21 protein-coding genes, 1 tRNA gene, 1 other RNA gene and 1 pseudogene are annotated in these 22,331 nt (G+C 41.0%); 10 read left to right on the top strand and 14 right to left on the bottom strand.

From position 1 onward, the window contains the following. Positions 1-41: 41 nt before the first annotated feature. The 6 genes from ID47_RS09545 to ssrA form a co-directional block, all read right to left on the bottom strand. On the bottom strand, positions 42-1,325 hold the full coding sequence (locus tag ID47_RS09545; protein WP_038465966.1) for a nucleotide sugar dehydrogenase: 1,284 nt from the start codon (positions 1,323-1,325) through the stop codon (positions 42-44). Beyond that, positions 1,322-1,900: a 5-formyltetrahydrofolate cyclo-ligase gene (locus ID47_RS09540; RefSeq protein WP_051908811.1), complete on the bottom strand. Its 579-nt coding sequence runs from the start codon at positions 1,898-1,900 to the stop codon at positions 1,322-1,324. Before ID47_RS09540 ends, ID47_RS09545 begins: the two co-directional genes overlap by 4 nt. Then, positions 1,891-2,763: a hypothetical protein gene (locus tag ID47_RS09535; RefSeq protein WP_038465963.1), complete on the bottom strand. Its 873-nt coding sequence runs from the start codon at positions 2,761-2,763 to the stop codon at positions 1,891-1,893. The genes ID47_RS09540 and ID47_RS09535 overlap by 10 nt, the downstream gene beginning before the upstream one ends. After that, positions 2,760-3,329, bottom strand: a complete 570-nt coding sequence (locus ID47_RS09530; protein WP_051908810.1) for a YggS family pyridoxal phosphate-dependent enzyme — start codon at positions 3,327-3,329, stop codon at positions 2,760-2,762. Before ID47_RS09530 ends, ID47_RS09535 begins: the two co-directional genes overlap by 4 nt. Before the next feature lie 47 nt (positions 3,330-3,376). Further along, positions 3,377-3,871, bottom strand: a complete 495-nt coding sequence (locus tag ID47_RS09525) for an SspB family protein (protein WP_038465960.1) — start codon at positions 3,869-3,871, stop codon at positions 3,377-3,379. A 31-nt stretch (positions 3,872-3,902) separates the two neighbouring features. Next, positions 3,903-4,251, bottom strand: a transfer-messenger RNA (tmRNA) gene (gene ssrA, locus ID47_RS12500). 144 nt (positions 4,252-4,395) lie between these two features. Between ssrA and ID47_RS09520 the strand changes: the two genes are divergently transcribed. From ID47_RS09520 to ID47_RS09490, 7 genes and pseudogenes are all read left to right on the top strand, one after another. Further along, positions 4,396-5,340, top strand: a complete 945-nt coding sequence (locus tag ID47_RS09520; protein WP_038465956.1) for an ion transporter — start codon at positions 4,396-4,398, stop codon at positions 5,338-5,340. Positions 5,341-5,508: 168 nt separating this feature from the next. Next, positions 5,509-5,584 (top strand) — tRNA-Ala (locus ID47_RS09515). 22 nt (positions 5,585-5,606) lie between these two features. After that, complete coding sequence (locus ID47_RS09510; RefSeq protein WP_038465954.1) at positions 5,607-5,927, top strand: frataxin domain-containing protein; 321 nt, start codon at positions 5,607-5,609, stop codon at positions 5,925-5,927. Continuing rightward, the gene (locus tag ID47_RS09505) at positions 5,920-7,758 is read left to right on the top strand and encodes an ABC transporter transmembrane domain-containing protein (protein WP_038465951.1); all 1,839 of its coding nucleotides are present in this window, start codon (positions 5,920-5,922) and stop codon (positions 7,756-7,758) included. Before ID47_RS09510 ends, ID47_RS09505 begins: the two co-directional genes overlap by 8 nt. Beyond that, positions 7,749-8,489 carry a class II aldolase/adducin family protein gene (locus ID47_RS09500; protein WP_038465948.1) on the top strand — a complete coding sequence of 247 codons (741 nt, stop codon included), beginning with the start codon at positions 7,749-7,751 and terminating at the stop codon, positions 8,487-8,489. Before ID47_RS09505 ends, ID47_RS09500 begins: the two co-directional genes overlap by 10 nt. Positions 8,490-8,557: 68 nt before the next feature. Beyond that, positions 8,558-8,806: a type II toxin-antitoxin system Phd/YefM family antitoxin gene (locus tag ID47_RS09495; RefSeq protein ID WP_232223231.1), complete on the top strand. Its 249-nt coding sequence runs from the start codon at positions 8,558-8,560 to the stop codon at positions 8,804-8,806. Next, positions 8,806-9,066, top strand: a pseudogene (locus ID47_RS09490) (Txe/YoeB family addiction module toxin). The gene ID47_RS09495 and the pseudogene ID47_RS09490 overlap by 1 nt, the downstream one beginning before the upstream one ends. 34 nt (positions 9,067-9,100) lie before the next feature. On the opposite strand, the gene ID47_RS09485 reads toward ID47_RS09490, so the two are convergent. The 7 genes from ID47_RS09485 to ID47_RS09450 all read right to left on the bottom strand — a co-directional run bounded on the left by ID47_RS09485 (position 9,101) and on the right by ID47_RS09450 (position 16,077). Further along, positions 9,101-10,081, bottom strand: a complete 981-nt coding sequence (locus ID47_RS09485; protein WP_038465944.1) for a hypothetical protein — start codon at positions 10,079-10,081, stop codon at positions 9,101-9,103. A gap of 11 nt (positions 10,082-10,092) precedes the next feature. Further along, positions 10,093-10,443, bottom strand: a complete 351-nt coding sequence (locus ID47_RS09480; RefSeq protein WP_051908809.1) for a helix-turn-helix domain-containing protein — start codon at positions 10,441-10,443, stop codon at positions 10,093-10,095. 96 nt (positions 10,444-10,539) lie between these two features. Continuing rightward, the gene (locus ID47_RS09475; protein WP_038465941.1) at positions 10,540-11,214 is read right to left on the bottom strand and encodes a hypothetical protein; all 675 of its coding nucleotides are present in this window, start codon (positions 11,212-11,214) and stop codon (positions 10,540-10,542) included. Positions 11,215-12,192: 978 nt separating this feature from the next. Beyond that, positions 12,193-13,077, bottom strand: a complete 885-nt coding sequence (locus tag ID47_RS09470; protein ID WP_038465938.1) for a LysR family transcriptional regulator — start codon at positions 13,075-13,077, stop codon at positions 12,193-12,195. Between the two features lie 740 nt (positions 13,078-13,817). Beyond that, on the bottom strand, positions 13,818-14,174 hold the full coding sequence (locus ID47_RS12050) for a helix-turn-helix domain-containing protein (RefSeq protein WP_051908808.1): 357 nt from the start codon (positions 14,172-14,174) through the stop codon (positions 13,818-13,820). 94 nt (positions 14,175-14,268) lie between these two features. Next, complete coding sequence (locus tag ID47_RS09455) at positions 14,269-14,925, bottom strand: hypothetical protein (RefSeq protein WP_038465932.1); 657 nt, start codon at positions 14,923-14,925, stop codon at positions 14,269-14,271. Between the two features lie 234 nt (positions 14,926-15,159). Then, on the bottom strand, positions 15,160-16,077 hold the full coding sequence (locus ID47_RS09450) for a LysR family transcriptional regulator (protein ID WP_038465929.1): 918 nt from the start codon (positions 16,075-16,077) through the stop codon (positions 15,160-15,162). A 459-nt stretch (positions 16,078-16,536) separates the two neighbouring features. On the opposite strand from ID47_RS09450, the gene ID47_RS09440 reads away from it, so the two are divergent. Next, a complete protein-coding gene (locus ID47_RS09440; RefSeq protein ID WP_038465923.1) occupies positions 16,537-17,451 on the top strand; it encodes a cation diffusion facilitator family transporter in 915 nt (304 codons plus the stop codon). 11 nt (positions 17,452-17,462) lie between these two features. Here the strand turns inward: ID47_RS09440 and ID47_RS09435 are convergent, their stop codons facing one another. Next, the gene (locus ID47_RS09435; RefSeq protein ID WP_038465921.1) at positions 17,463-20,849 is read right to left on the bottom strand and encodes an FAD-dependent oxidoreductase; all 3,387 of its coding nucleotides are present in this window, start codon (positions 20,847-20,849) and stop codon (positions 17,463-17,465) included. 291 nt (positions 20,850-21,140) lie between these two features. Here ID47_RS09435 and ID47_RS09430 point away from each other — a divergent pair, with 291 nt between their 5' ends. Both ID47_RS09430 and folK read left to right on the top strand, forming a co-directional pair. After that, complete coding sequence (locus ID47_RS09430) at positions 21,141-21,677, top strand: hypothetical protein (RefSeq protein ID WP_156956729.1); 537 nt, start codon at positions 21,141-21,143, stop codon at positions 21,675-21,677. A 158-nt stretch (positions 21,678-21,835) separates the two neighbouring features. Beyond that, a complete protein-coding gene (gene folK / locus ID47_RS09425) occupies positions 21,836-22,330 on the top strand; it encodes a 2-amino-4-hydroxy-6-hydroxymethyldihydropteridine diphosphokinase (protein WP_051908807.1) in 495 nt (164 codons plus the stop codon). Position 22,331 lies beyond the last annotated feature (1 nt).

The following is a 22,331-nucleotide window of genomic DNA, read 5'->3' as shown; positions in this document are numbered from 1 at the left end:
AATCTATAAAAAATTAACCTGCGAAAATTTGGATAAACGACCTAGAGCCGAATGATTCGGTAACCCCTGTCCGTCATTTCTTTCCGATCAAGACAACTTTTCACATCAATAACAATTGAGCTGGGGGCTAATAATTTATCCGATGCGTTCTTGAGTTGTTCAACCAGTGACGTATGGGCGACGGCTAAAATTGTTAAATCAGCCGGTTTCATTTTTGCCATATTCATTAGCTGAATCTCATACTCGTGCTTTGCTTCCGCAGGCTCAGCTTCTGGGTCACAAATTTGATAAGAAACTCCATAACTATCTAATTCAGCTAAGATATCCACCACTTTCGTATTGCGAATATCGGGACAGTTTTCTTTGAACGTGAGGCCTAAAATGGAAATCACAGAATCCTTAGGGTTTTTACCCGCTTGAATTAAGGCTTTAATTGCTTCCCGTCCAATATGCTGTCCCATGCCATTATTTAAGTGCCGACCTGCCAAAATCATTTTAGGATTATAGCCGGTTTCTTGAGCTTTATGGGCAAGATAATAGGGGTCCACGCCGATGCAATGGCCACCCACTAATCCTGGTCGGAAGGGTAAGAAATTCCATTTTGTGCCGGCGGCTTCTAACACATCAACCGTATCAATATCGAGGCGATTGAAAATTAAAGCCAATTCATTCATCAAGGCAATATTAATGTCGCGTTGCGTGTTTTCAATGACTTTAGCGGCTTCTGCCACTTTGATGGTCGCTGCTTTGAAAATACCCGCGGTCACAACGGAGCCATAAACATCCGCAACGATATCCAGGGTGGCTTGATCCGATCCGGAGACGACCTTCATAATTTTAGTAAAAGTTCGATCCTTGTCGCCTGGATTAATACGTTCGGGACTATAGCCAACAGTGAAATCTTTGCCATAAGTTAACCCAGAAACTTTTTCTAGAATTGGAATACAAATTTCTTCGGTGGCACCGGGATAAACGGTGGATTCATAAACCACGATATCCCCCTTTTTCAAGGCGGAGCCCACAGTTTGAGATGCCTTTTCAAGGGGCGTGAAATCGGGCTGGTTAACATGGTTAACCGGTGTGGGGACAGTCACAATATGAAAATCGGCTTGAGCTAAATCTTTAACATCGCTTGTAAAAATAATGTCGCTTGCTTGAAGGTCTGCGGCATCGACTTCGCGGGTCCGGTCGTATCCTTGCCGTAATTCATTAAGGCGTGTTTGATTAATATCAAAGCCGATAGTGGTGCGTATTTTACCAAAAGCCACGGCCACGGGCAAACCAACATAACCTAATCCAATAACTGAAATTCGACGCAGCGTCATTTTGAGTCCTTATTGATCGTAAATATTTTTTCTGGGGTCAGAATATAATCCATTGGGTAATCCTTATCACAAACAGGAATATTGTCAAGTTGTTGACAGTTATATCCCACTCCAATGGCTATAATATTGTTCAGACTTCTATCGTAATATCCCTTTCCTTGCCCTAAACGATTCCCCTGGGCATCAAAACCAAGCAAGGGAACCAAGGCGAGAGCAGGTTTTAAGGGTGCGTCGCGAGAGCAGGTTGGTTGCGTGTGGGTACTCTCTAGGGTGTCGGATGGGACCGGTGACCAAGATATAAAGTTAAGCTGACCTGCTGGCGTTACCTGCGGTACACACATGGTATGCCCCTGGTTGTGTAAAGAGGTCATTAGCGCCAGGATATTGAGTTCAGATGCCAGCGGCACATAGCCGGCAATGATTTGAGAGGGCTGAAGTCTGATAAGAATGCTTAAGTCTTGCCATTGCTTGATCAATTTCTGATCTATATCCGCTTGATCAATGGTTGCATGGTAATCTCGCCGCCGCCGGCGCAACAAAATTCGTAAGTCTTGTTTGATCGTTTTTAATCCCATGTTATGGTTCCCCCTGACTGAGTGTGGAAAGGGAAAGCGGATGATTGAGACGCAGGGGAGGGTTGACTATCCTGTCGTTGAGTAGGAGGAAGCTGAGTAGCCGACGGTTGAGCTTGAGATTGTTGACGCGTATTTGGTGAAGTATGAGTTACATGATTTGGAGGGATGTGGACACGAGACTCTCCCGTGCAAGGACTTTTTGTATGCAATGATCTGAAAACATTGCGACTCACCCAATAAACCTGATGACCAAACTCGGGCCCCTGACCGTCAACAAAATTTAAGGTACCTTGACTATTTCGAGCCTCCGCCCCTTGTGAGGGAAGGCGATTGCCAGAATCGGTTAAAGCCCCATTACCCATTTTGCCATGGCTAATTAAGACAAAAGCTAGAGGATCTTCACTTTCCTCGATAATATTTCTTGCTGTATGAAGGTTTTGAACTTTAATGAGATGGCTAGAAACTTTACAAAAGTATTTACCTCTACTTACTGTTTGAGCTTCGGTCTGTGTCAATTCTGGATGAACGGCAAAAGTAAACCAATTTCCATACCCATCTTTGGCCGTTTTTTCTGAAAGTCCGAGGGTGGTAAAAGGAACAAAACCGACACATTGAGCAGGTTTTGTGCATTTTTCAATAGCTTTACCCTCAGAGGTTGGAGCCGGCGCTGGTAGGCGATGGTATTGTAAAACATAAGCCGCCAGAGCCGCCATAATTTGTTCTCGGTGATTGTCTGTTGTTTTTTGTTGATTGAAGCGATGGTGAGTGGTGATCACCGGAATCGTTAGACTTGCCAAGATTCCGATAATAATCAGAGCAATGGCAATTTCGATTAAACTAAAAGCGGGCAAACGACGCGTCATCGAGATCCAAATAAAGCAGTACCAAGTCTGATTCTAGTGCTACCATATTTAATGGCAGTCTCATAGTCTTGAGACATACCCATGCTCAAAATTTTTAAATTATGACATTGCGCCATATTTTTTAACTTTTCAAAATAAGGACTGGGATCTTGATCGGCCGGTGGAATACACATAAGCCCATGAATGGGTAAATTTTTATTTTTGCAGTACTGATAAAGGTCAGGAAAGTTGTTGGGATGGACGCCTGTTTTCTGGGGTTCCTCTCCGATGTTAACTTGAATGAGGAATTCTTGGGTTTTCGCTGTCGGCAAGGATAAATGTTTTATTAAAGCATCCACCAGAGAGGGGCGGTTAATCACTTCAATGCTATGAAATAATTCTACCGCTTGCTTCGCTTTATTGCTTTGCAAATGGCCAATCAGATGCAGGCGGCATTCAGGAAATTGAGTCAATAAGGCCGGCCATTTTTCCCAAGCTGCTTGGACACGGTTTTCGCCAAACAGACGATATCCCTGCTCTATCAGATGGCAGATTTTTTCAATGTTTTGGGTTTTGCTAACAGCCATAACCTCCACGGATGAAGGTATTAGCAAAGGGACAGCCTTAAGCTGCATTATTTGCGGCGGAACGCATCAAGAGTAATAATATTTGTTCCATCCCCTGGATTGGCCTGCTCATCTCTTTCAATGACTGTTTTAGGTGTTTTCTTTTGGTTGTCCAATTGTACCAACTCAGCATCAGCATCTACCTCCGCCGGGGTGAACTGTAATCCAAACTTGACTGAGGGATCAACAAAACTGACGACGGCCCCCAAGGGGATGGTCAACCGTTCGTGGACATCGTTAAAGCACAGGGTGACGTTAAAGGTTTTTTCACCCACTTCGAGATCCCAAAATTCATATTGTAATACAATGGTGATATCATCGGGATATTCTTCACGCAGATAATCTGGCAAATCGACCCCTGGATAGTCGGTCTTAAAGGAGATATAAAAGTGATGCTTGCCCGGCAGGCCATCCTTCACAACTGTAGCTAGTGTTTCTTTAATAACGTTTCGCAGGGATTCTTGAACCAGATTTTCATAATCAAACGTGGATGCCTTGGTCACGGTCTCATCGCCTTTCTCTCAAAAAATTTCAAGTGGGGGCTTCTGTTGCCCGGTGCCCCCGAACCGCGACTAACTTTAGTGCTTAATATCCGCAATAGCTAAGATATTAGGCAGCCGCAGAAGCTACTGCTCCAAAACGGTTTTTATTAGCCGATGCAAAGTTATTGTTTGCATTTATTAAATTTGCCCGATAACGGCGGTGCTCACCGAACGAAAAATTTACCTTTACTACGCGCGTCGATCCTATTTCGTCCCCATAAATGGTGGAGACGCCGGGTACCGCCCCCGGGTCCGCAACGCTTATTCCATAAATCGTTTATCGTCATAGTCAGTTACCTGACACTTATAAAATAGGCCTTTTTTCTGAAAAATAAAAGGGGAAAGGCTAAAAATATTATTTGACCCTTAAAACCTTCTTGATGCCTTTTTGTCACAGCTCTTAAGAATTTGTTAAGTATTAACTATTTATTAACCTTTATAACCATAGAGTTAAGATAACTCAGTGTCTTTTAGGGGAGAGGTTAATGTTACACCATATAGAATCAAGTCGAGCTTATTTACGCGATCTATTTTCGTCAAGGATTATGCATTTTTTTATTGCAGGTTTGCTAGCAATCAGTGCAGTTACTATTAGTTGGGAAATTACGGTTCGTTATCATGAAACGCCAGGCGCCCAACAAATAGCTGGCTATTTAGGAACGCTTAATAATGTAATTCTGTGTCTCTTTGCGCTTGAAATAGGGCTCAGATTTTTTGCCTTTGGGTGTAACTATTTTAAATCGTCTTGGAATGTCTTTGATTTTCTCGTGGTTGGGCTTTCGGTCTTAACAGTCGGCTCCTTTTTCCAGATTATCCGGACCTTTAGGCTATTTTTATTCTTAAGGACGATTTCAGTTTTCCCTAATTTTCAACATCTGATTACGTCGTTGGGCCACGCCATCCCAAGGATTTTTTCTACTCTGATGTTGTTATTGTTGGCTATTTATATTTTCTCCGTTTGGGGGGTGGTTGAATATTCCGTGATGTTCCCCGAATTGTTTGCAGGGGTACCCACAGCATTTTCGACCATTTTCCATTCTGTGTTGTTGGGACATACATGGTCTGAAATTTATGATGTAATGGTCAAAATTGACCCCGATGCGGGCTTTTTTATCTACCCCATGGTTGTTGTTCTCAATTTCTTGCTCTTACAAATGGTTTTAGGCGTGATCATTAGTGCCCTTCACTTCCAAAATGTGGCCGAACAAGAGCATAAGAAACATTCCTTTATTTTGGGATGGTTGACAGGTAAGCATAAGAATCATCATGACTCCCCCCTTTCCGCCGATACGAAGATAATTCTGCATGAGATCCATAAACTAAAGACAGAATTAAGCGTGCTGGAATCACAAATGAATAAAATGCCAAAAGCTTTATCCGCTGCAGAAAAGAAAGACCCCCCTACACGGGGCCGCTCAAAGAAGGTGTAAGGTACAGTAAAAGACAGTCAGGTCATGAATACATCTCATGAAAAATCGAGGTTGACCTTCGAAATTTCATGAGATTTTTTACTTTTCTTGCCTGGAGGGCTTCTTAAAATAAAAACTCTTGCATTTCAAGGGGAATCTGGATAATGATGGCACTGTAATCTTTTTTGTGGGGTCATAGCTCAGCTGGGAGAGCGCTACAATGGCATTGTAGAGGTCAGGAGTTCGATCCTCCTTGGCTCCACCACTTCAAAATAAGTACATCCATCATGACAAATATCCGAGCTCTTGCCCGTCAAACCTTGCACCTTATTGCTATTTTTATCGAAGAGAACGTGCCAGAAGTTGAGGTAGAGCCAGGTGAAGAAGATGTCCTTATTATTGATTCGCATGACCAAAATTTTCTTTTAAATTATCATGGTGTCACCCAGCAAATTTGGTATTCTTCAGCCATGAGCGGCGCCCATCATTTTGCCTTGGCTGAGGATGGGGTGTGGCATTGTACCCGTAGCAAAAATACCCTAGATGACGTATTGTCAAAAGAGCTAAGCCACCTTTGTCAGCGGGATGTAATAATACCGAATGCGTGAAAAAAGTTCAGTTGAAGTAAACAAGATTCCGGATCGGCAAATGAGCCAGAATTTATCGATCTTAAAAAAATTTTTACCGCACCTTTCCCCTTATAAAAGTCAAATTATTTTTGGGGTTCTATCGTTGCTCTTAGCCACCCTTTCCGTTTTATGCATCGGCTTAGGGGTACGGTCTCTGATCGATCAAGCTTTCACGCTAGAAAATTCTTTTGCGTTAGATCAAGCCATTTTATTTATGGTCATCAGCGTTATTGTCATGGCGGTTGCTAGTTTTGGCCGGACTTATTTTGTCTCGTGGATTGGTGAGCGGGTTATGACCGATTTGCGACAAAAGGTATTTAGTCATCTTTTAAAGCTAGATGTTGGCTTTTTTGAGATGATTCGCCCGGGCGAAATAATGTCACGCCTCACAACCGATACGACCCTGATTCAAATTGTCATTGGTAATTCAGCCGCCTTGGCTTTGCGTAATTTGCTGTTATTCGTCGGGGGCGGGGCGATGATGTTGGTCATGTCCATTAAGCTGACGCTCTTATCAACGCTGATTGTTCCGTTAATTTTAATTCCGCTGTTAGTTTTTGGCAAACGGGTGAAGCGTGGCTCTCGTCACACTCAGGATTCCATGGCTGATTTATCCGGCTTTCTTGAAGAATCACTGGGAAGTATTCGGTCTTGTTATGCTTTTGGACGGGAAACAATAGAACAAGCGTCCTTTAAATCATTGGGAGAGGCTACATTTTCACGCTCTGCTCATTATTTGTTGATGCGATCTTGGTTGACTTTTTTGGTCATGGTTCTGGTATTTTTGGGCGTTAGTGGCCTGTTATGGCTCGGGGGACGAGATGTCCTGACAGGTAATTTAAGTGCAGGGCAGTTGGCATCTTTCTTATTTTATGCCTTAACAGCGGCAGGCTCGACGGCTTCTTTTAGTGAAATTTATGCTGATCTTCAGCGGGCTGCTGGGGCGTCGGAGCGAATATTTGAAATTTTAGCCACATACCCAAAAATTGAACAAAGTTCAAAATTACGTTCCTTACCAAAGGAGGCGCGCGGCACAATTGCTTTGCATAATGTTAGTTTTGCCTATCCCAGTAATCCAAAACAAGAAATTTTGGATAACGTTACTTTATCGATGGCTCCGGGTGAAAAGGTTGCGATTGTCGGACCATCAGGATCGGGTAAAAGTACCATTTTATCCTTGTTATTACGATTTTTTGATCCCCAATCAGGATCGATTTATCTGGACGGGATCGATTTAAAGGATGCACCCATCGACCAAGTTCGCGCCCGTTTTGGCATCGTCCCTCAGGATCCGATGATTTTTTCGGGCAGCCTTTATGAAAATATTCTGTACGGGCATCCCCATGCCAGTGAAACCGACATTTGGAATGCGTTAGAGGCAGCTCATCTTTTAGAATTGGTCAAGCTCTTGCCCGACGGCATTCATACACAATTGGGAACGCGAGGCGTACGCTTATCCGGGGGACAAAAACAACGGGTCGCCATCGCCCGCGTCATTTTACGCAACGCTCCCATTTTGCTCTTAGATGAGGCCACAAGTGCTTTGGATGCCGAAAGCGAAGCGGCGGTTCAAGATAGTTTAAAGCGGTTGATGGCAACCAAAACCACTTTGGTTGTGGCTCATCGGCTGGCCACAGTTTTGACCTCCGACCGGATTGTTGTCCTCAATAAAGGCCGGGTTGAGGCCATAGGAACGCATGCAGAATTAATCACCGAGGATGGGTTGTATCGACGTTTAGCCACCCTCCAATTCACAGATTCTTTGACAGTGTCCGATCAACAAAAGGGGCAAAAAATTTTATGGAGTTAAGACGTAAACAAATTTTATGGAGTCCGGAAGAACAATTAATTCGGGAAGAGTTAGCTGATTGTTATCATTTAGCCGTCAAGTTGGGATGGACGGATTCGATCTTTACCCATTTCACGGTGCGTGTTCCCGGTGAAGAAGCCTTTTTGATCAATGCTTTTGGTTTAAATTTTGAAGAAATTACCCCCGAAAACTTGGTCAAAGTAACGTTAGAGGGGGATGTTTTGTATCCTCAGGATGGGATTATTAACAAAGCTGGATATACGCTGCACAGTGCCATTCATGAAGCCCGGCCTAAGATTTTGTGCGTCCTTCATACTCACACCCCGTATGGTATAGCTGTTTCCATGCTAGAAGAAGGATTGCAACCCCTGTCCCAACATTCTTGTCGTTATCATAATCGGGTGGGCTATCATACGTATGGGGGCGTCTTGTTTGATCATGAGGAAAAAGCCAATCTCGTGGCCTCCATGGGGCAGCATAAGACTCTAATCCTGCGTAATCATGGTCTGGTGACCATGGGTGAATCCATTGGTGAAGCATTTTTCTTGATGTATAATCTGGAAATTTCCGCTAAAACTCAGGTTTTAGCCTTATCCACCGGGCAAAAGCTGATCCAGCCCACTAAAGAGGTTGTCCAATTTACGTCCAACCAGATGAATAACCCTAACCATCATTTTATCGATAATCTCGCCTGGCAAGCTTTCCGACGGTGGGTGCGGTTGGGTGCTTAATTTTTTTTAAATTGTCCTCTCCCTCTTGACGGACGCAATTACATACCCTGTATATTAAGTATAAGTTATTGAAGGAAATTAAAAACAGTAAGCGAAGCAAGGCTAACCTTTATAAGCTCGTGGATGAAACGCATTTAATAACTCATCAAGCCACTCTCATTAAAGGTAAGCGTTATAATGCTGTTTTAGTTTCGGAAGAGGATTGGCGTTCAATTCAAGAAACATTACATTTATTATCTATTCCGGATACAAGAGAATCGATTCGCGAGGGCTTAGAAACTCCAATTGAAGAAAATTCAAAAACTCTAGAGTGGTAATATACGCCTTATATTTTACGAAACAAGCGTAAAAGAATGCTAAAAAACTTAAAGAAGTTGGCTTAAAAACTAAGGCTGAAATGCTTCTGAAGATCATCCAACAAAATCCTTTTAAAAATCCCATTCCTTATGAAAAATTGGTTGAGGATTTAGCGGGAGCTTATTACCGCCGAATAAATGTGCAGCATCGGCTTGTTTATCAAGTAGATGAATCGCTTAAAGCAGTCAAAGTGATACGTTTGTGGACGCATTATGAGTAAAACATTTGTTATAAAAGATATTTTCTTTGTAGAGCTAAACAAACGGAATCCCTGGCCTATCTAAATAATCAATTTCTTTGCTATAGGCTATATAATAGCGCTGCTGGCCGGACAAGATCTGCACAGGCTCTATATCGGGATCAAAATTTCTAAAACCTTGAGGATAAATAAAGGGAAAACAGACTGTTTGACAGCGTGTTTTTAGCTTTTCTACCACCCTCGGGGATAAGCTATGCTTGGATTGGAGGAAGCGATCCACCTCCAGGCATTGATCCGTAAAGCTTTGCTCATTAAAGATGAATAAAGCGCTGGCTTTTCCTTCGGCATCCAGGAATAGGAAGCTGCCCGTTATATCCAGCAGATAATATTCTGTAAAATTGCCGCCCTTAATAAAGGTCTGCAGGTATTCGATAAAAACTGGATCTAACAGAGCTGGTATGGTTGTATTACCTTTCTGCCATTCTTCCAGGATGGGATGAATAATGGTATTGATGCTGGCTCGAAAATAATTTTGTTGGCTTTGCTGGATGAACTCTTTTAAAAGGGCTGCAGCCTGCGGATCTTGATTGCAAACATAAAAATTGATCAGTCCTTGGTTAAACGCGGTCACAATCGTTTTCTCATCCTTTTCCTCTGTCACCCAAATCTTTTTAGCAGAAGAATCTTCTATCTTTTGAAAAAACTCCAACCCCCCTATATTGAGTAATTTATCGTGATACACAACACAAGAAACCGTTTCATAACGGTGAGGGTTATAAATTTCTTCATAAAGATAATTGATGCTATCCATGTCAAAAGTATCATGCTGTTGCTGCACAAGACGGTCAAAAAATATGGTTGGCGTTCCTGCTCTCTTTAAATAATCAAGAGCATTTTGCGGTGTGGCACAATGCTTATAAAAAGCGACTACTGGGTCATCTACATATCGCTTTTTCTTATGGGCATTATCAATATTTCCTATATAAACGACTGTTGTCGGAAAGGAACAATAGGGCAAAGTATTCATAACAGTCATCTCGTATCTCTCTATATGATCTTGACATCCGAAACAGTTGCCCGCAGATCACAAAGCTCAATTTGTACTTTTTGGCCTTTGAATGTCTCGCAAGACAACCAAATGCTTTGATCTTGAAAGGAGATGGCAACATCCTCTAACCCTTCGAAAAAGAAATTAGGCGAGACACCGAGTACCTTACACAATTGATACAGACGGTGAGCGGGGATCTTATCCGCTCCTCTTTCATATTTGGACAGTTGCTGCGGCGAAATTTTAAGTAGGTTGGCTAATTCTACCTGGCTTAAGTGGAGCGCATCGCGTTGTTGCTTTAGTTTTTGACCCACATGAATTTTCACTTTATATAGTTTTTCTTTTTGCATAAAAAGGTTCCTCTAAAATTTAGATAAAATAAGGCCATAGGCAGGGGAATGTATCCCTTCTGCTTTCCTTACCGTTGAGATTGAGTGTTTTATTGGTTAAATGGCGGCTTGCTGGGAAGGCCGCGTTGGAAAAGCAATAATGTTTTCAGTAACTCTTATTTGAGGAGAGCAACTCAAAAGGTTTTTCACTTCTATTCTTTTATTGTGGTTGATGCTTTGAAAGTATTTCCTGACCAAGGCGTTATTCTTTTGATGAGCCCATAACTTCTGGATTAGCTGCATTTTCATGCTTTCGATCGTTTCAAAGAATTCATCCTCAATAAGCAGTGTTAAAAGCTGACGTTTTCCTGTCGTTGTAATGTGGGAAGAAATCGACTCAAAGAGGCCTTCTAAAGACCTAAGATGATTTGCATCCTCCGTAGAAAGCAGGAAGTTAACCTCTTGTTTATGGAAACGTTGCGCGCAGAAGGCAATTAAAGTTAGTCCTTGAAGCGTGATTTCAATAAGGGCGGCATCATAAAGAGGTTGGCAGAGATCTTCTAAGCGCGGCTCCTCCTCAAGAGTAAAACTGCTGACACGTAAAGCATCAGGGGAAGGCTGGATAGTTACAGCTAAAGAGAAGGCAGTTTGCTGTTGATGCAGCGTTAATACCAATCCTGCTGGCGTGACCGAACAGCTAAGCTCATAAGAGAAAACGAGCTCTTCTTGGTGCCAAGACGCAACGTAATTTTTTAACTCATTAAAGGGCGTTACCCTATTACCTGAAATCATAACAAAAACCTTTCTAAACACTTGCTCTGGGACTCTTAATAAGCAATTTTTAAGGATTTACCCAATGGGAAGAAATAGTTATGGGTATAACCTAAAGTAATGGATAGGGGGCAAAAAGCAAGGCATAGAGCCATTTTTAATGGTTTTTGTAGGTAGGACTTTAAATATTTCTCTAAATATTAGCATAATACAATATCATAGATAATATTGGGCAACCAAATATTTATTACAAAAATAAAACTTTTTATATAATTCAGATTAAAATTAAATATATATTTTTTAAAATATCCCGCAATAAAAATCTTCTTTCTTATGTCTTATTTTTCGACCTCTTGACGAGGAAAGAGATAAAAAGGTAAGAAGTGAAACGTATAGTTAAAAATAAACCATAATATCAATCAATAGTTGATAAAAAAAGAGGAGAATATTATGCATCAAGTTAAATTAGAAAACTCTAAAGCCCCTATTCAGTATTGTATTGTGGTGTGCCAGTAAGATTTACTTGAAAGGTTGATTAGGCATAAAAGGGGTTTCTGAATAAAGTTATCCCTACCACATATAGTTGGTAATAAAAGAATAAGGAAAAAAATTATGCATCAAGTTAATTTAGAAAATGGTAGGTTATTTCCCACTTATATAGTTAGTTTTTTAAAATGCTTTATTTCCTTTAAATAGAGTTAATGTCCTCTCCATAAGAGGTTATAAGAATAAGGAGAAAAATATGCGTGCAATAAAATTAGAAAATGGTAAATCATTTCCAAGTTTTACAATTTGTATTAGTAAGTAAGATATTACTTTTAAACATATCTACTGTGCATTCTATAGCTAATAATAAGAAAATAAGGAGGAAATTATGAAGTTAATTTAGAAAATGGTAAAGTCCCTATCCAATTTTGTGTGGTCCTTTGTGTATAAAGCTTAAATGTTTTTTGAGATACTTTATATACTTATATTATAATTATAATCCTAATTTTCGAGCTAAATAATTATAAAGAACTTTAATTTTTTTGATTTTTTTCTACTTTCATGAAAAATAAAATGTAAGGGAATATTTTTCCCTTTGATTTCAGGGAGAACCAGTTGTAATTCAGAATTTTGAATTCCTGGAAAATTGGGTAATTCTGATATTCCATATCCGTGAAGGGTGGCATTGACCATACCATGTAAAGAATCTATTCGAAAATAAGATTTCCTTGGTTTTTTTGATTCTCGTCCAATCGTCGTAATTATATTACTCCTTAAAGGAGAGGAGTAATAATTGTTTTTATAATCAATTATCCTATGATCATCTAAATCACTAGTGATCTGTGGAATCCCAAATTTTTTAAGATATCCTTTACTTGCGTAAAATTGAGTGTAAACATCTAAAAGCTTTTTTTGAATAAGGTCAGGTTGGTTGGGGATAAAGCTACCAATCGATACATCTGAATAAACAGGGTTGATATCTTCTGATTCCGTGCGAACATTTACATTAATATGAGGATTAAGGTCTAAAAAGTCCTTCAGGAGAGGAACAAGCCATTCTGCTCCTGCATAAGGAAAAACAATGATATCAAAATCTCCACTAATCTCTTCTGTTTTTTCTAAAAACTCTCTTTGAAAGATTTCATGGTCTTCCAGCACTTTTTTAGCATATATGTATAACCGTTCCCCGGGCGACGTCAGGCGCATTCCATTGGGTATTCTCTCGAAAAGTTGAATTTGAATTCGCTCTTCCAAAGAAATAAGTCCCTTGCTGGCCGCCGGTTGCGTAATATTTAGCCTTTGGGCGGCTTTGGTCATATTTCCTTCTCGAGCAATTTCATAGAATAGTCTTAATTTGGAAAGATCTATTGTCCTGCTCGATAAATCGATTGCATCCATTGCAAAATTCTTTCTTGCTTTACTTCAAGAATCTTATATTCATAGTAAATTCAGCTGATTAATATTAGATTAATACTCTTATAAAAAATGAGAGACATCCTTTGCCCTACATCTTTATATCAAACACCTATTTAATTGAGAAGAGTTGAGGCCATTTGTTATAAATATTTTCCCCTTCCTGGCCGGAGAGCCGGGATCTCGAGATAACAAGCGATTACCCATATGATTTTGAGGCCCCGAGTCAAGTCCGGGGATAGGACCTTTTTATTTATTCTCTTTACTTTCCCGGCCGAAGAGCCGGGATCTCGAGATAACAAGCGATTACCCATATGATTTTAAGGCCCCGGGTCAAGCCCGGGGATAGGACCTTTTTTATTTATTCTCTTCCCTTTCCCGGCCGAAGAGCCGGGATCTCGAGATAACAAGCGATTACCCATATGATTTTGAGGCCCCGGGTCAAGAAGCCCGGGGATAGGACCTTTTTTATTTATTCTCTTTACTTTCCCGGCCGAAGAGCCGGGATCTCGAGCTGACAGGCGATTGCCCCTATGATTTCGAGACCCCGGGTCAAGCCCGGGGATAGGGCCTTTTTTGTTTATTCTCTTCCCTTTCCCGGCCGAAGAGCCGGGATCTCGAGATGACAAGTGGTGGCCCTGGAGCTCGAGACCCCGGGTCAAGCCCGGGGAATAAGTTCTTTTGTATGGCTACTATTTTACCATTTTCTCCCTCTTATATGGTCTCTAGTCTTTTTGAACAACTTTTATATCTGAAACAGTTCCATAAAGTTTACAAAGTTTAATTTGAATTTTTTGCCCTTTTAAGTTTTCGTAAACAAGCCAGTTCCCTTGTTCCGTCAGGCAGATTGAAACACTATCAAGGCCTTGGAAAAAGAAGTTAGGTGTAACAGAGAGCACCTTACACAGTTGATACAGGCGGTAAGGCGGTAACTTATCCATCCCCCGTTCATATTTAGAAAGTTGTTGTTGGGTTATCTTAAGCAACTTGGCTAATTCATGCTGTTTAAGATTTAAAGTCATCCGTCTCTTTTTTATTTGTTGACCAATATGAGCTTCTACTGAGGACAATTTTAAGTTCATAAGCGACTCCCTTTAAAAATTTTCTGTAGACACAGGGCTTGGAGGCCTAGAAAACATGGTTCCCTGAGTGATAAAACCTTTATGAAGGGGGCTTTTAGATGGCTGTTCTGTGCTGAGGTGCCGTTGGAAAAGCAATAATATTTTCCCCCTTCACCTGAGACATGGTTTTTTTCTGCAGGGAAATAAAGCTTAAGACCGGCGAGTTTGTTCGATCGCCACTTTGTAAATATCTTCTTACCACTAAATCTGTTTTTTGATGATCCCACAATTTTTGGTGCAGTTGAGTTTTCATACTTTCCATGGTTTCAAAGAATGCATCATCAATAAATAACGTTAACAGTTGGCGTTTTCCGTGAATTGTTGTATGAGAAGAAATGGAGTGGAAGAGATCCTTCAACGCTGTTAAATGATCGGCGTCATCCGAAGAAAGCATGAAGTTAACCTCTTGCTTATTGAATCGTTGAGCACAGAAGGCAGTTAAATCTAACCCTTGAAGCACCATTTCAATCAACGCCGCATCATACAAGGGTTGAGAGAGATCATCTAAATGGGACTCTTCCTCAAGTGTAAAACTGCTGATACGTAAAGAATCCAGAGAAGGCTGGATTGTTATAGCTAAAGAGAACGCGGTCTGTGACTGATCCAACGTTAATACCAACCCTGCAGGCGTTGGCGAACAATTAAGTTCATAAGAAAAAGCCAGCTCTTTTTTCTGCCAAGAGATAACGTAATTTTTTAAGATACCTAACATATTTATCCTCGCTAACTAATTCATCATATTTCTTTAGAAAATATTTAGTGTCTTGCTTTAATTAATGAGTTTTCTGGATTAGGGCTAATATTAATATGGTATTGACGGCATACTTGTTTTTTATTTAATTTTTAAAAACTGTGGGTATAGGGCAGAAATTTGAATCAGGAGTAACAATAAATTTATTTTAAAACCTTCTATATGAAACCAATTTTTTATTTAAGGCGAATTCTATTACTTATTTTCTAATGTTAGCTTTTTTAATAAGTAATTATAGAGCTCTTTAATTTTTTTCGAATTTTTTCTGCTCTCATGAAATATAAAATATAAAGGAATATTTTCTCCTTTAATCTCAGGAAGGACCAGCTGTAATTCCGAATTAATAATACTTGGATAATTGGGTAATTCTGCTATTCCGTATCCCCAAAGTGTAGCATTAATCATGCCATGCAATGAATCTATTTGAAAATAGGTATGTCTGGAGTTTTTTGGAGGACGACCTATCGTAGTCAGTAAGTTTGTACTTCGAGCAGGGGAGAAATAATCATTTTTATAAGTTATGATTCTATGATTATCTAGATCTTGGGGAGTTTGGGGGGTACCAAATTTTTCAAGGTAATCCTTACTGGCATAAAATTGAGTATAAACATCTAAAAGTTTTTTTTGGATAAGATCCGGTTGGTTGGGAATAAAGCTACCAATCGATACATCTGAATAATAAAGAGGGTTAATATCTTCTGATTCTATACGGATATTTATATTAATATGAGGATTAAGGTCTAAAAAATTCTTCAAGAGGGGAACAAGCCATTCTGCTCCTACATATGGAAAAGCAATAATATCAAAATTCCCACTGATCTCTTCTGTTTTTTCTAAAAATTCCCGTTGAAAAACTTCATGCTCTTCAAGAACTTTTTTAGCATATATGTATAACCGTTCCCCTTGAGAAGTAAGACGCATCCCTTTTGGGAATCGTTCAAATAATTTAGTTTTTAATTGATATTCTAGATCTCTAATTATCACACTTAAGTTGGGTTGATTAGTGTGAAGCTTTTCAGCTGCTCTGGTCATATTGCCTTCGTGAGCTACCATATAAAAAGGCCTCAATTTTGCAAGATCTATTGTATTACTTGATAAATCGATTGCATTCATTGTGAAATTCTTTCTTACTTTACTTCAAGGATCTTATATTCATAGTAAATTCAGCTGATTAATATTAGATTAATACTCTTATAAAAAATGAGAGACATCCTTTGCCCTACATCTTTATATCAAACACCTATTTAATTGAGAAGAGTAGAGGCCATTTGTTATAAATATTTCCCCCTTCCCGGCCGGAGAGCCGGGATCTCGAGATAACAAGCGATAGCCCCCCTTATGAGGTCAGGACCCCGGATCAAGTCCGGGGATAGGACCTTTTTATTCTTTGTCTCCACTTTTTTCCCGGCCGGAGCAGCGCGCAGAGCCAAAATAGATTTATACCCTAGGCGTCTCATGGTATTGTTAAGGTAATTCCATTCTCTATTTTAACCATGCTGATTATTACCCGAGTGTATAAGCTGTTTTATAAGAGCAAACTCTCAAGATGACAACTGCAAGTAAAGGCATAAAATGAGTCGCCACGATTACCATGTGCATCCCCCTGCCCTTTCCTATAACAAAAGATTTTTGATGGGTGTCCTGTTAAATATTGGATTTATTGCGATTGAGGTTTTTTATGGAGTGAAGTCAAACTCTATGGCATTGATAGCGGATGCTGTTCATAATGTCAGTGATGTTCTGGGGCTGTTAGTAGCATGGTTTGGGTATTTACTCGCCCATAAAACAGCACCCTCAAAGTTTACCTTTGGCTTTAAAAATGCCACCATTATTGCTGCCTTTATTAATGCTATTTTACTGTTTATTGCTGTTATCGGTCTTGCGTGGGAAGCTGTTCAGAGATTACAACAGCAGGAAGCTATCACTTCTTCGACCATAATAACGGTTGCCACCGTCGGTGTTTTCATTAAGGGGTTAGCGGCATATCTGTTTTTCCAAGGTAAAGATAAGGACATCAATATCAAGGGTGCCTTTTTGCATATGATTTTAGATGCAGCGATTTCGTTAGGCGTTGTTGTAGCAGGCTTTTTAATGTTATGGAAATCCTGGACGTGGATTGATCCTGCGATCAGCTTAATGATTGCAGCTGTGATTTTTATAGGATCATGGCAACTCTTCAAGGGCTCGTTGGATTTAATGTTGTTGGCTGTCCCCGCCAATATTGATTTGAAACAATTAAAGAAAGTTTTAGATCATCATCCTGGTTTAATCAGTTACCACGATTTACACGTTTGGCCTCTGAGCACCACCGAGGCTGCCTTATCAGCGCATCTTGTGGTTAAGCAAGAATACTTTCAGCCAATGTTTTCAAAAAGTCTTGAAGAAAAGCTTCAACAAGACTTTGATATTTCTCATCTGACTCTACAATTAGAAGTGGAAGAGAGGGCAGGAAAATGCGCGACAGATTGTTCTCATTCTGCAGCGTAAGGCTTGCCTTTTTATTGTAAAGTATGCTTAATCCATAAGGCTGTCATTTTCTCCTGCACAGCGTTCTGTTTTAGGCGGGTATTAAGGTTAGTAAAATCGACTGCATCTAAATTCTGGTCTTGATTTCGACAAGAATAGACGATGGTTTCTTGTCCTGTGACGGGATCGATGTGACGCTGAAGGCATTGAGCACAAATTTCTTTCATCATACATTGCATGGGCGAGTTAATGCTGCCGATGGCCAGATGCTCACCCTTCAAGAAAGGTTGTAATTGTCCGTGGCGCGCCGCTGCAACAGCGGCCATCATGCGATCAGATCCGATGGCAATAATACGGTCGACCTCTGAAAGTGAGATCTTGGATGGGCCCATATCACCCTGACCATAGGCTGTGATGGCTTGGACAATATTGCCTGTAAAAGTTTTATCGTGAGGGCGAGTCGGCGTAAAACCAGGCGTTTCATCACAGCACCACACAACCAAATCAGCGGCTTTTTTAATTTCTTCCACTTTAAAGCGATCTTCAAGTTTTTTATAACCGGCAAAATAAAGGACCCGGCATCCCTTGGAACGCATCGCTTGGCCTATTGAAAAGAGGACGGCGTTCCCTAAGCCGCCGCCAACCAAAAGGACGGTTTCTTTTTCTGGAATATGGGTGGGCTCGCCGGTGGGACCCATCAGCACAACCGGTTCTCCCGGGGTTAGTAAACGGCAAAGATTTGAGGAGCCGCCCATCTCGAGAACGATGGTGGAGAGCAGTCCATTTTCTAAATCAACTGATGCGCCTGTTAAGGCTAACCCTTCCATAGCAAAGCGGGTGCCTTGACAGTGTGGTGCCATGCTTTCAAAGTTCTGCAGCCGATAAAACTGTCCAGGGCGGAAATTTTGAGCCTGGAGCGGTGCTTTGACAACAACTTCGACGATGGTGGGGGTCAGGCGGTTAACAGCCTCCACGGTCGCTAAAATTGATTCTTTGAGGGTATTAGAGAGGCTCGTCTGCGAAACAGCTTTGTGAGACTGCTTTAATACGGTACTGATAACCGGGTATCCTTGTTTTGCACTGGCCATGGCTTTCACGACGTTGCCTGCATAGGAGGGATGCATATCGCCAAAGAAGGATAAATACTGACCGGGCCGTGCTTCTGTCATGAGGACATGGGCGGTATTTGGTTTGCAGAGACGCTCTGGCGTAACGGGATGACCATTGAGATCAATTGCTTGGAAGGTTTTGCCCTCTAATTTAAATCGGTTGGGTTCATCGTAGGTCAGGTTAATATTCGGTTTGGTACCAGCGGCCACCAGAATTGTTCGAGCAGGCAAGGTTTTAGGCTCTCCCTTCACTGACAATTCAATTGAGATCGCCGTATTGGTTGCATCAACATTAACACCCACAGGGCTTGCATGGTCTAAAATCCGAATACCCTCTTCTAAGGCTTTGGCAACTTCTTCATGGTTGAGCGTATAACTTGGCGCTTCGGTGAGATCTCGACGATAAGCCACCGTGACGCCGCCCCATTTTTGCACCAGCGGCGCAAAATTAGGGATTTCTCTGGCCGCTTCAGCGCGTGCCCGTTCGTTGATTATGGCTAGTCCGTGGCTTAAAAATTCTTGCACAGTTTCATGGTCGGTGGATGGCCAGTGGCTCAACAGATCCTCGGATGTTTGCTTCTGGAGTTCTTGAAACCTTTTGGTGAATTTTTCTACTTGAACTGGGTAATAGGCCATAACCTCGGTCGCTGTATCAATTGCGGTTAAGCCCCCGCCGATGACGACAGCGGGCAGCCGCACTTGAAGATTGGCGACAGAATCAGCTTTGGCAGCGCCGGTTAATTGTAAGGCCATTAAGAAGTCACTGGCTTGGCGCACGCCCGCTGCTAAACTATTCCGCATGGGAATCAACGTGGGGCTCCCTGCCCCCATACATAAGGCAATATGATCAAACCCCAGGTCTAAGGCTTGATCAAGAGTCAGAGTTCCTCCGAATCGAATTCCACCAAAAAGAGCAAATTGTTGGCGGCGCTCTAGCAGTAATCGAATAATTTTTAAGAAGTTTTTATCCCACCGCACAGTGATTCCGTATTCAGCAACTCCGCCAAAACCCCCTGTAATGCGGTTATCTAAGGGATCCATGATGGTGTCAATTGTGTGAATGGGTTGAGTTAAAAGATTGTCAGGGAGGGGCTCAATTTTAAGCCCATCAATAGCAACAATTTGATGGCCATCATTCATTAAATGGTGAGCTAAGGTAAAACCTGCTGGTCCCATTCCAACGACCAACACTGATTTATGAGAATCCTCCCGGGGTAAGGGGCGAGCAAAATTTAAGGGATTCCATCGGGTGAAGAGGCTGTAAATCTCAAAACCCCAGGGCAGATTTAAAACATCGCGGAGCACTTGAGTTTCAACGGCTGGAATATTGACGGGTTCTTGTTTTTGGTAAATACAAGATTTCATACAATCATTACAAATTCTATGGCCTGTCGCGGCGGCCATTGGATTATCAATGGTGACAATGGCTAATGCCCCTACCGTGTAGCCTTGGGATTTAACTTCATTCATCTCTGAGATTTTTTCTTCCAAAGGACAGCCATTGAGAAGCGTTCCTAACGGGCTTTTTTGGAATTTATCTGCCCTCTCTCCCTTGGGTTTGAGTCCTTTTGAGCAAGAATCTTTACCTTGATGGTGACACCAAATACAATAATTCGCTTGGTCTAAGGCTTGCAGGCGATCAAATCCTGGATCGGTTAATTTAAAGCCGTCTCGTCGTCTTTGGTGATCAGGCTTACCGATGATGAATCCATTGTCCCGTTCTAGGTCAACCAAGCGGGCCCAGTCTATTTTTTGGGGCAGTTTGAATAAAACATCCTCCCGGTGATAATGGTGTCCGGCAACGGTATGAACCGCCCAGGCGCAATAGCGCGCTGCAATGTCTAAAGCCTCAACATTTTGAGCCTCGTCTTTAAGCCAGGCGGTAACGGCGTGGGCAAGGGTCAATTGGTTGACAGCATGACCAATGAGGCTTGATAAATCCTGACGTAGCTGGTCCCCGTTAAAAGTTTCTGCGACATCGGGCGTATATTTACGACTGGCAAAGCGTTGCACAAATTGACGTTTAATGGTCAAGACGGCAGCAAGTCCATGATGCTTGGTTTGGAGGCCATGAATATCGGGTGTGATCGTGAACAAGTGTCCAATAAAATCTTCGACATGGGGGGCAAGTTGAATCAGTAAATCACTTCCACCCTGCCCTGCAGTGCGGGCAGCAAGATAAGTACAGCAAAGCACAGGATCTGTCCCATTCAAATGATGCTGGAAAGCTTGGTCAAGTTGAATCAACCCTTCACGGGTATATAAATCTGTGAAAGACAGTCCAAAGGCTAAAGAGAGGTGATGTGTCATGCAAAAAGTTGTTTCAGCTTATTATTGGTCTTAATGTAGCTTATCCCCGCCATGATTTAAAAATCATTTTTTCAGACGATGGCTTTGGATGTTTAAGCGTCAAAATTTTCTTGACCCTTCACTCTAAAAGTTTGGATGTAAAGAGGGGATAAATATAATAAACCAAAACTTTTATGATTTTAACCAAAGGTCCCCAGCCTAAGCTAGGTTATAAATTTTATAAATGTTAAGTCATTTTACAATCGTTTTTAACATACTTTTATAAGAAACCAAAGTATGGAGGTTGAAAAAATGAAATTTTATGTTTATACACTCATCTTAAATTTCTGGGCTATGAATATAGGTGAGGCTAAACCTCTTAATTTAATCGAATTGCCCCAAATGGTACGTGCCCTTATCAAGCACAATCGAAAAGACTGTAATGACTTAAAGGATTTAGACGAAAAGTCTGGAGAGTATAATATCGGGAATGCTATCAGCCATTTAAGATATTTAAACCATGACATTGAGTATATAATTTATTTTAGTGAGGGGGCTCAATGTACAGCAAGTACTTCGTTTGATCAGGGTAACGGTGGGTCCCATTTAATAATATTTGCCAATCCTAGTAAAAAATGGGCAGAAATATATAATGATCAGGTGCTTGATTATAAAATTGTGGTCCTAAGTTCATCTGAAAAAAAAGTACCGGCTAATCTTATTATCCACAGAAAAGGAATCCCAGATTTTACTGTTGAAGAGATTGAATATGAATGGAATATAAAAGACCATCGGTATAAGCAGAAAAATATCAAAGAAGATATTTATCACCAAAATAAGAGTGAATAAACCCCATCTCTTTAAGAGAATTATTGATCACCACTAGACAAAAAAGCGACAACTTTTCTCTGGTGGTGGTTAAGGCATTATATTTCTATTTTTCCGGACGCCATTGTATAGGGAAGTAGCTATATACAATTCATTTTTGTTTATTATTAAATAAAATAATGTTATTTCAAGAAAGCATTCAACAAACTTTAGGTCATACAATGCGGGTGTTTATAGGGCTGGGCAGTAACCTCGGTAACTCTGAGCAGAATTTAAAAGAAGCGGTTTATAGAATTCATCAAGTCTATCCCATTATAGCTCAATCTTCCATCCTTATCACGAAGGCTCAATATATTGAAGATCAACCCGATTTTTGCAATCAAGTTATTGAAATTCAAGGTCATGGTGATCCTCAAACATTGCTGACATTTTTACGGGGTTTAGAGAACCTTATGGGGCGACAAAGAACAATAAAATATGGTCCTCGGTTAATAGATTTGGATATCATTTTCTTTGGTAATCTAATTGTTGCATCAGATGATCTTATGATCCCGCATCCGTTATTTGCAGAACGGGGTTTTGTTTTACAACCCCTGTTAGAAATCGCTCCTGATTGGATCTGCCCTAAATCAGGACAGTCAATCACTGAGCTGCATAAGAAATTAGTGAGCTAGC

This window comes from Candidatus Paracaedibacter acanthamoebae, assembly GCF_000742835.1.
Lineage (GTDB): Bacteria > Pseudomonadota > Alphaproteobacteria > Paracaedibacterales > Paracaedibacteraceae > Paracaedibacter > Paracaedibacter acanthamoebae.
The sequence above is the reverse complement of the archived record's forward strand: the minus strand, read 5'-3'. Positions and strand labels throughout refer to the sequence as shown.